The 10,000-nt window shown below is 43.8% G+C and carries 5 protein-coding genes and 1 pseudogene; 4 read left to right on the top strand and 2 right to left on the bottom strand.

What is annotated here, in order from left to right:
- The coding region (locus BVJ53_RS14935; RefSeq protein WP_158280562.1) for an LPXTG cell wall anchor domain-containing protein at positions 1-784 on the top strand (784 nt) is incomplete at its 5' end.
- A 313-nt stretch (positions 785-1,097) separates the two neighbouring features.
- Here the strand turns inward: BVJ53_RS14935 and BVJ53_RS15560 are convergent.
- Positions 1,098-2,452, bottom strand: a pseudogene (locus tag BVJ53_RS15560) (IS4 family transposase).
- An 876-nt stretch (positions 2,453-3,328) separates the two neighbouring features.
- Between BVJ53_RS15560 and BVJ53_RS04225 the strand changes: the two are divergent.
- The 3 genes from BVJ53_RS04225 to BVJ53_RS04215 all read left to right on the top strand — a co-directional run bounded on the left by BVJ53_RS04225 (position 3,329) and on the right by BVJ53_RS04215 (position 8,461).
- Positions 3,329-4,909, top strand: coding sequence for a GW dipeptide domain-containing protein (locus tag BVJ53_RS04225; RefSeq protein ID WP_158280561.1), 1,581 nt, complete (start codon positions 3,329-3,331; stop codon positions 4,907-4,909).
- Between the two features lie 464 nt (positions 4,910-5,373).
- Positions 5,374-6,891 (top strand): glycosyltransferase, encoded by a 1,518-nt coding sequence (locus BVJ53_RS04220; RefSeq protein WP_129301299.1) that lies wholly within the window; start codon positions 5,374-5,376, stop codon positions 6,889-6,891.
- 13 nt (positions 6,892-6,904) lie between these two features.
- Positions 6,905-8,461 carry a glycosyltransferase family 4 protein gene (locus BVJ53_RS04215; RefSeq protein ID WP_129301298.1) on the top strand — a complete coding sequence of 519 codons (1,557 nt, stop codon included), beginning with the start codon at positions 6,905-6,907 and terminating at the stop codon, positions 8,459-8,461.
- Between the two features lie 212 nt (positions 8,462-8,673).
- Here BVJ53_RS04215 and BVJ53_RS04210 read toward each other — a convergent pair whose 3' ends face one another.
- A complete protein-coding gene (locus BVJ53_RS04210; protein ID WP_129301297.1) occupies positions 8,674-9,894 on the bottom strand; it encodes an MFS transporter in 1,221 nt (406 codons plus the stop codon).
- Positions 9,895-10,000: the final 106 nt, after the last annotated feature.

Raw genomic sequence — 10,000 nt, 5'->3', positions numbered from 1 at the left:
GTCGTCGATTGCTTCGTCTGCTGCAAGTGATGCAAACCATCAAGCAAGCATCGCTTCTAGCGCTGCCTCAATGGCAAGCAGTGCTGCAAGTATCGCAAGCAGTGCCGCCAGTGCTGCATCTAGTGCTGCCCAGTCCGGTGACGATAGTGCAGCAAGCAGTTATTCCAATGCAGCAAGCTCAGCTGCTAGCGCAGCATCGAGTGCTGAAAGTGCTGCAAGCGATGCGGCCAGTGCAGCGGCTTCCGATGCATCGGTAGCTTCGAATGCGGCCAGTGCTGCTAGTTCCTACAGTTCGATTGCATCCAGTGCTGCAAGCACTGCAAGCAGCGCTGCGAGTGCTGCCGCAAGCTCAGCCGCAAGCCATCACGTATTACCAGATACCGGCGGCAATGGTTCATCATCAAGCTCAGCATCCAGTGCATCTGGCAATGGTGGTAGTAGTTCAGCCTCAGGTTCGTCATCAAGTGCGGCTTCAAGCTCATCCTCGAGTGCCGCTGGTGCCGGTGATAACGGTGGGAGTTCTAACAACTCGTCAGCGAGTGCGGGTGGCTCATCATCAGGAACTGGCAATGGTGGCAGCAACACATTACCATCAACCGCTGGCACAACGGGTCAGACGGGCTCATCATCGGAAAACGGTAATAGTGGCAGACACACGTTGCCACAAACTGGTGAGGCAAGCGATCCAGACGCTCCTGTTCTCGGTTTACTCGTAGCTAGTCTAACGGGATTGTTTGGCCTTGCAGGAACCAGACGTCGCAAGGATGATAAAGCATCGAAGTAAAGATGAATGACGAGTGCTTTAAAGCATCGTTACATGACTAAGCTTTGACGCAACTAAAGAGAGTGGTGTGAGAGACGTTGACTCGTTTCTTGCACCACTTTTTTGCGTAAATGAAACTTGAAAGTTCCAAATTGCCTTAACAACCTGATTTGCTCAGACTGTTAAGGGATTTTTTATCCTCCAGTATCAGGCTTATTTGCCGTGGAATATTGATCTAGATGCGGACTGAAAGACACAAATCACCTGTAGAACGATGACAAGGTCATTCTACAGGTGATTTGTGTTGTCTAAAAAGTGTGCTGTTATTGACTGCTTACGAATCAACTAGGGCCTTGGGTAAAAAGGTAAAGAAGCGGTCAATAGCGTTATTTATAGCTTTTTCAGAAACGTCAATAAGGTCACGTCCTAGTTTTGCCAAAGCTTCAATCAACCAACTAATGGATTGGGCGACCGCAATATCCGGCAAGGCGGCGTTCATCGTGAAAAAGAGATCTCCCAGCGTGCGTTCGTCTTCGTTTTGACGTTGCCGCCAAGCCAGTAAATCATAAGGTCATGACCATCGCTAAATGGCCACAGAGCCCGTCATAGTTTTGAATCTGTGACCGCTCTAAACGCAGATATTGTTTGGCCACTTTGAAGTAACCTTCGATCTGCCAACGCCGACCGTAAAGCTGCACAATTTCATCCGGTGTCAAACTGGTATCTGTGGTCGCTAAGACTAAGTAGGTGCCATTGTGCTTACGATTGGTGACGTAAACCAGTTTCAAGGGAAACTCCTGGGTGTGCTGATCAGTCTCGACATGCGCCTGGACGATCACGCTATACAAATAATGGTTCCGCTGCCGGCGATGCGCACGACGCAACCGGTCATAGAGGCTTTTGACAGTCTCATGTCGGTGACGATACTGGTAGTAAACTTTCTTGGATCGCTTGATCATGCCAATACCAGTTAAACCAAGTTTGGACAATCGCCAGAACATGAGGGGTGAGCTAAACCAACTGTCAAACAACGCATACTTGGCCTCCACGCCAACCTTTAGTGCTTGGTGAACCAACGCTATGGCAACATCGGTCATCTTTTGTTGTGCTTGATAGCGCCGTTTTCCAGCGATGGAACACTGATCATCGGTTTTGGCTTGAGCCAATTCGATGTTGCTTGTTTTTGCTGGACATTAAGGCGAAGTTAACAATAAACAACGTGTTGCCATCGCTCCATGCTAAAGTCAGTGCCCGAAAACCGTTGAGATAGCAATGTTTATCATGATCGAACACTCGTGCCAACAGCTCGGTCTTGGTTGAGAAAATGCGAGAAAACAGCGTGTCATCAAGAATGAAAGCAAAGCGACGACGATGATCGATAAATGGTTTCAGATACTTGATGAGTGCTTTTGCCAGTAAACAGATCAATCGTTGCCAGTTGATCCGTGCATCATTCAGCACGTTGCGTGCAGTGCGACTGGTAAAAGCAGACGTTTCTGGCGCCCGATAAAGCGAACGACCCAAAAACTTAACCTTAATGAGCCACTCAACAATCTCCTTGAACGAAACCTGGGTATGGCGGTGATAGTTAACCATCCGTGTCAGACCAGAAAAGTGGCAAATCGCAAGAAAATCACAAATTGTATTTTGAAGGCTCATTTTATCCCGATTATGTTCTATAATACTCACAGCGCAAGGGCTCCTTTGTATCTTGGTTTAGACGCCTAGAGTATACAACGTGAGGAATCCTTGCGTTTATTTTTTGGCTAAAAAGGCTTATAACAACAGGACTTTGAGACTTAAATCAGCTTTCAAGTTTCAGGTAAAATGTCGTATTAGGTTGCATTTGTAAATTCCAGTAATAGGGGTAATTTTTTTGATAGGTACTCAAGGTGGCCCCCTCGCAATATAGAAAAGGATGGAGCAGCAATGTTCCAAAAGCATAATCACACAATAATGATCGCTCCACGACCGTACGTGATAGTCCAACTCTTGATAAATGGTCTGATAGTTTTCATTGTTAATCGGAACTGAGACAATAGCATAGTTGTTTCAAATGTTTAAGTGGTGGCGCGAGTACTGTGAAAACAGCCATCAATATCAAGCAGGATCCCTTTTAAACAAACATTGTTTTAACTAGTAACGTAAAACTTGCCCTTAATTTCAAAATTGACTATCAGCCAGAGCGACATAACTTGTCAACAAGAAGTCGATGATAACACTTGGTCTCTCGAATTGGTCATCATTATAGGTTAGTTAGCTATTATTACAATAAAGTCTAATATTAATATCGTGTTGACTAAATATTAAAAAAGATATAAAATAAAATCGTGTAATTTATTTGTTATTAATTAGTGAACTTTTTGCGTGTCAATACGTCGATGATACTTACTTTTCGGTTGGCTAAAACTTCTCTTTCGATTGATTCGTCCAGGCAGTCATTGTTTTCTGTGAGAATCTATTGGGGCGGCAGAGGTCATTGTTTGAAGATCAATTTATTGAGCTTTAGGGCGAGTATGCTACGTGAATCATGTAAATTGTTTTAACTTTTAAGGAGTGATGACGATGGTTGGAGGTCGTTCGAAAAGTACTAACAGAATTGTTAATATAATTGTGATTATATTAATGGCATTTTCCGGATCTTGGTTAAATCTACAAACATCATTGGTTCCTCAGACAGTTCAAGCTGATGAGAATGAAACAGATGTTTTTAAAGATGGTCCCGCCTATGATGTGCCAACAGCAACAAAGGTTAACTACAAGGCAGTGGTGAAGCACAACTGGAACTTACTTGACAAGCCCTTTACAGAACCTGGGTATCAAACGATTGGATATTACAGTTCAGTGATTGGCGCCAACTACATAGGGACAAAGGTGACAATTAGTGAACGTGTTAAGGATTTCTCAACATATGCTGACCTTATTACTTTGCCATCTGGGAAATCTTACTGGGTGGATGACCACAGTCTAACGATCACCTCGGATATTTATCAGAATGGTCCTGCGTTGAATTTGCCTAACGCGAAGATTGTTAGCTATAAAGCGAAAGTCGTTGCTGATTGGAATCTATGCTCACAACCTTGGGATACCTTAACTTATTTTTCTAACGTGAATGGCAAAAATTATGTTGGACAAACAGTGACAGTTACCCGTGAAATTGATCGCGGTAACGGTGTAATAGCTGTCTTAGTTACATTGCCTGACAATTCCTCGTATTGGGTGGACAAGAATTCATTAGCGGTTACTTATCAAGTTCTGTCCAAGGAGAAGTATCAAGTTGACGGGTCAGACCCGTCATACTGGCAAGATTTTCGGAGTGATGGCAGTAGAATATATACGATAAAGCCAACAGTAACTGATTACCCAATATATGAGGATACATTTGGCAACGGACATATCTTGGGATATTCAAGTAACCTGGTCGGAACATATTATTTGGCCAATGAAGTAGAAACAATCTTAAATCCAAGCGGCACAAAAACTACAGCTGTTCATATTTCGAATGACAACATAAATTGGTACTGGGTTGACAAGGATGCGCTGAGCTTTGGTCAAGACGGGTACAAAACTGCCTATGAAGGCCTCATTGGAAATGGTTCAAATGGGGCAATTAAGTACTGGATTGAGACCGATGATCCTTTAGCTAATGAAATCCAAGCTGCCATCGATAAATGGAACTCAGAAATTCCCGGACTTTTTGAAAAGGCGGACTCCCCTTCGAATGTGAATATTAATTTTGAAGAAAAGAGTTTAGCCAACCCTAATTCTTGGGCGTCAACAGTACATTATGGCTCGGCAAATATTGTTACCATAGAACTTAATACCACGGGTGCGGCAAGCCTCATAACAAACAAATATATTGATAGTCAAGGTACCGCCAACATCATCGAACATGAAATCGGGCATGCACTTGGGTTAGGTCATTCTGGCGCGGACGGAGCTTCATGGTCATTTTATACGACGCCATCTAACTTGATGTATATCGCGTCAGATGGTAGGAGTGATAATTACAACACAATTCCAAAGACGATGGTTGATGCAATTAGATTCATTCGAAGCTTAGGATGGACCTACGTTGGTCAGCCAAATAATGAACAATCCAGTCTCCGTGCGTTTAATGGTGGTAGATGGTTCGTAATTAATTAATGGTTAAATAATTGATCCGAGCGTTTTACTCAGAAGGACATAAAGCGCTGTTGCATTATTCACTTGTTGTCGCGGACTATGTATCATACACAAAGGGAAATGATTGATACTTGGAGTTAAGCAGTGGTTGCAGCTAGCAAGGGATGCCGATAATAGGCCGGTCATTAGTGTAAAATGGATAGTATCAAGTTCTTTACAGACTAGTAGCGATACATCATCGCAATCCTTTAACATTTGTGGATGGCAACAATGGGATGAGCTCGGGGCCGCAAATCTATTTATAATATTGTTGGAGGTTCCTGGTGTGAAAGCAACTTGAATGTGTTATATTAATGTTATGGTATATAAAAATGATTGCTGTTATATCGTCGTGTTCGACTTTAGGACTGATAGATATTGAAGAATCCTAAATAGTTGAGCAGTTTTCGCTTTGTCTATATTATTGTGGGATGGTGGAGAACAAAATGATTTTTTTCTTAGATGAATATCTGTTACAGAAAAACTCGAGCGTTGAACACGCAGCAGTAAAACGTTTGGCGCTATTCAAACGTTTCGAGCAACCGGCAGTCATTCTAACTCGTGACTTTGACCGATTAAGCGTTCGCACGCTTAAAAAAATGGGCATCGAGCAAACAGACGTTTTGAATATGTTTGATCACTTTCAGCATATTCCTAGTGACATGCCAGAAAAGACGATACTTAATGACGAAATGAATTTGCCAACGATTGACGAGGTGTCGGTTGACGCTAATCAGAGTCAAGTGACAGATGGTGATCGGCTTCGGCGCCAAGTGGGTTACATACCAGAAACATTTGGACACGTCTTTTACCAGAATTATTTAGATGATCAAGGCAATGAAGTTGAACGTGATCTATGGGATGCACGTGGTTTTAGATCAGCTACACAGTACTTTGGTCGTGATGGTTTACTGACATTTGAGCGATACTATGATTTACATGGCAAAACGGTTATTGAGATTTATTACGCTGGTAACAAGGTGGAAAACATGCATCCCTCGCGAGTTGTCTTGAAAGGCGAGAACATTTTGAAGGATCGTAAGTTTGATGATCTGAATGGCCTGTTTACGTATTTCTTAGATAAGCTGGCTGAGGCAGATCCGAGTGAGACGATTTTCATCAGCGATCGTCCAGGGGTCGGTGTATTACCACTAAAGAACATGCAACAACCTGCAAAAAAGTTTATTTATATTCCAATCAATCACGTCATGAACAATGGCAATCCGCAAACGGACCCCTTAGATGGATTCCTAAAGCCTGCATTTGCTGACCCGACCAAGACCGATGGCTTCATTGTTCAGACCCCAAGTCAGAGGGATGCCATTGTGAAACGTTTTCCAACAGCTAAAGTGACGGCTATTCCGGCGGTAACAGTCGATCCCAATGAGTTGCCGCAGAACGCATCGAAAGCGACGACCAGCCCTGATAATAATAAATTGATGTATGTGGGTCGAATTGCTGAAGAACGGCAGCTTGATCAGATGATCCGAGCATTAGATCTGGTTAACAATAAGGTCGCTGGGGTTGAACTCGATCTTTATGGCTATGGTGATCCTAACTATCAAAAGAAACTTGAAGAATTGGCTAAGGATCTGAAAGTCGACAAACAGGTTCATTTTAAAGGTTACGTAACGGATTTGGATAAGCGTTATGGTCAATACACGATGTTGCTGAATACTGCTGCTACTGATGGGGGTCCCTTATCCTTGCTGGAAGCTCAGGCGCATGGCCTGCCAGTTATCAGCTATCGGTTTCACTACGGTCCCAGCGATGAGGTTGCCAATAAAGAAGACGGTTATTTGGTTGCCAACAATGATTTGGCAATCATGGCCAATCTCATTGTTGATTTATTGCAGAACCCGGAGAAGCGGGCAGAGTTTGGCAAAAAAGCACTTGAAAATGTCAGCCATCACTTAGATGAAAACAATGTTTACAAACAATGGCAGCAGGTTTTAGGTTTGTAATGGAGGTCAGGTCATGTATTATTTTTTAAATGAAAATATGCAGTTCGCTAAATCAGGTATTGAAGGTGCGGAAATCCAGCGCCTCAACTTATTCAATCAGCATCAGGTACCGGCGAAAATCGTCACCCGTGTTTTTGCTATGAATTTGCACGATGTGACTGCTGATGCCAAAATCAGCGATGAACACTTTGTTAACCTTTTTGATTATTTCTGTGGCACTACCCATGTTGAAAAGAAAGTGACAACTGTTGACGATGTTGTTGCCATTGATGATGAGATCACCCAGAAGCCAGAAGACAATAAGATTACTTATCTGAAAAAAAATAAACTTTATCAAGTTGCCTATCTACGTCAAGGTGCTGCTAATCCACGTGAGGTCAGTAATGTTCAGTATTTTGATGCAGCAGGTCGCACCACCAAAATGAGTTGGTGGAATCCAAGAGGGTACCTTTGCTTAAACCAATACTTTGACAACGCAGGGAATATTTTCCAGGAACATTACTTGGATCTGCATGGCAATGTTAAAATTGAAAAGTTACATTATCTCAATCGAGCGAATACAGAGCGGCTTTCCTATAAGTTAGACGATTTTAATGGTGTCGACTATTTATTTGACGGCATACATGATTTAACGCGGTTTTTCTACGATCAGCTGAACAAAGTTGACAGCGGGTATAATGTGTTTATTAGTGATCGAACTACAGAAACAAGTTGGGGACTGCGGCATATGGAGACGCCTGCATTTAAGGTATTTCACCTGCATAATAATCACTTAGCCGATGATAAGGACATCATGCATGATCGGTTGAACAACTTCTATGCAAGTTCATTAAATAATTTGGATAAGTGGGATGCCATTATTGCACCATCTTCGCACCAAAAAAAAGATGTCGAGGCACGGTGGGGAACGAAGCCGCCAGTCTTTGACATTCGGGTTGCATTTGTTAAAGCTGCAGACGTTGAAGCCAATAAAGTCCCTTTTACACAACGCGAAAATAATCTGATTGTACATGTTGCGCGCTTGGCCACAGAAAAGCAACAAGACAGTTCAATTAAAGCGTTCGCAAAGGTCCTCAAGGTCATTCCTGACGCTAAGCTTGAGCTGTGGGGTTATTCCAATGGCGATATGGGGGACAAGATGCGCGCGCTGGTCAAGAAAATGAATCTGGAAGATAGCGTTCTCTTCAAAGGATATACCAGTAATATTGCGGAGGTTTATAATCGCGCACAAGTCGGACTGTTACCATCTAGAGCTGAAGGCTTTCCGTTAACGTTGATTGAAGCTCAGTCCCACGGGTTACCCATGATCGCAAATGATATCCACTATGGACCGGCAGACATTCTCGAAGATGGTAAAAGTGGTATTCTGACTAAAAATGGCGATATTGACGGCTTGGCTGACGCTATCATTGATTTGCTTACCCATAAGGACAAGTTGGCAGCCTTTAGTGCGGCGGCTTATCAAAATGCATTGCGCTTTACGGATGACAATACATTTGAACAATGGCAAAAGCTGTTCGACTATGCTGCAAAGAAACGTGCAAAAGTATTAGCTGTAGAAGAACTATAATTTCAAGACTTAAGAATCTACAGAGTGCAAGTGTTAATACAAGGAAGAGATGGCGATGCCCGTCTCTTCTTTGGCTTCAAGTATTGAGGTTAATGAAGTAAACAGTCAATAACAGCACGGATTTCCAAATCGTAGTGACGATGCTAAGAAGTTGGTTTAGCATCGTTCCAAGAGATCGGAAATCCGTGCTGTTATCATATACTTAAGTTTCATTACTTCACTTGTGGAGCTTCAATTGAATCGGTCAATTTTACCCCCATCGTTTCCTGACCCAGAAAAGCGATTGCGAAGATAGCAACGAGGATGGATGCAGTGAAGATGGTAAAAATGCTGGTGACTGTCCAGTGAGCACTTAGTAAGTGGCCGACAAGTAATGGGCCCACGATGCCGCCAATGCGACCGATACCGGCTGCCATACCGGAACCGCTGCTGCGGACGATGGTCGGATATTGTTCCGGCGAGTAGGCGTATAACGCACCCCATGCGCCGAGGTTGAAGAATGAGAGCAGCATGCCGGCAGTCAATAACATTGGCAGAATCGTTGCCATTCCGAAAGCTAGCGCACTGGCGGCCGTGCCAAGTAGGAACAGACTTAAAACCAGTTTGCGACCCCATTTTTCGATTAACCATGCGGCAACAAAATAGCCAGGCAATTGGGCTAACGTCATAATCAGGACATAGCCGAAGCTGTTGATGAGGCTGAAGCCTTTGAGAACCATGACACTTGGCAGCCACAGGAACATGCCATAATAAGAGAAGACAACCATGAACCAGACGATCCACAGCATGATCGTTGAGCGTACGTACGGTGGATGCCATAGTGTCGAGAGTGTTTTGACCAAGCCTGGGCGGGCCATCTTTTTAAACGTACGTGATTCGTTGATACCTTCGCGGAAGTAAAAGGCGTATAAACCTGCGAGACCGGTGGCGAAAACGGCGACTCGCCAGCCCCAGACCGGCATGACGAAGTAGGAGATAATGGCGGCCAGTAACCAGCCTGCCGCCCAGAAGCTTTCTAACAACACAACGCTGCGGCCGCGTTTCTCGACCGGTACGCTTTCGGAGACCAGCGTAGAAGCCACTGGCAGTTCGCCACCAAGCCCGGCGCCGATGATGAAGCGTAAAACAAGAAAAATGCCATAACTTGTTGCAAAAGCGGAAATACCACTCCCAATCGAAAAAACCAGTAGTGTCAGAATGAGCATGGCTTTGCGGCCAAATCGATCAGCCATCATCCCGAACAAAATGGCGCCAACTGCCATACCAATTGAACTGACACTGCCAATCCACCCCATTTCAACCGTGGTTAGCTGCCACTCCTTATGTAAAGCGGCAATGACGAAACTTAACATCCCCACATCTATGGCATCGAATAGCCAGGCAATTCCAATGCCGACAATTAGGCGTGCATGATTCGGTGCTTTCTTTGACATTTTTATCCTCCTGATGAAAATCTTCACAATTCTAGTGTCTTGACACCCGTTTGCATGATCTTCATTTCAACAAAAAAGCAGGTTTCTGTCAATAAGAACTTTGATG

Origin of the sequence: Lacticaseibacillus chiayiensis, from assembly GCF_004123795.1 — a bacterium.
Taxonomy (GTDB): domain Bacteria; phylum Bacillota; class Bacilli; order Lactobacillales; family Lactobacillaceae; genus Lacticaseibacillus; species Lacticaseibacillus chiayiensis.
This window is presented reverse-complemented; position numbering and strand designations above follow the sequence as displayed.

What these genes read in the sequence shown, in the direction of transcription:
- BVJ53_RS04225 (WP_158280561.1), top strand. Translation starts at nt 3,329, where the DNA reads ATGGTTGGAGGTCGTTCGAAAAGTACTAACAGAATTGTTAATATAATT.
- BVJ53_RS04210 (WP_129301297.1), bottom strand. Translation starts at nt 9,894, where the DNA reads ATGTCAAAGAAAGCACCGAATCATGCACGCCTAATTGTCGGCATTGGA.
- BVJ53_RS04215 (WP_129301298.1), top strand. Translation starts at nt 6,905, where the DNA reads ATGTATTATTTTTTAAATGAAAATATGCAGTTCGCTAAATCAGGTATT.
- BVJ53_RS04220 (WP_129301299.1), top strand. Translation starts at nt 5,374, where the DNA reads ATGATTTTTTTCTTAGATGAATATCTGTTACAGAAAAACTCGAGCGTT.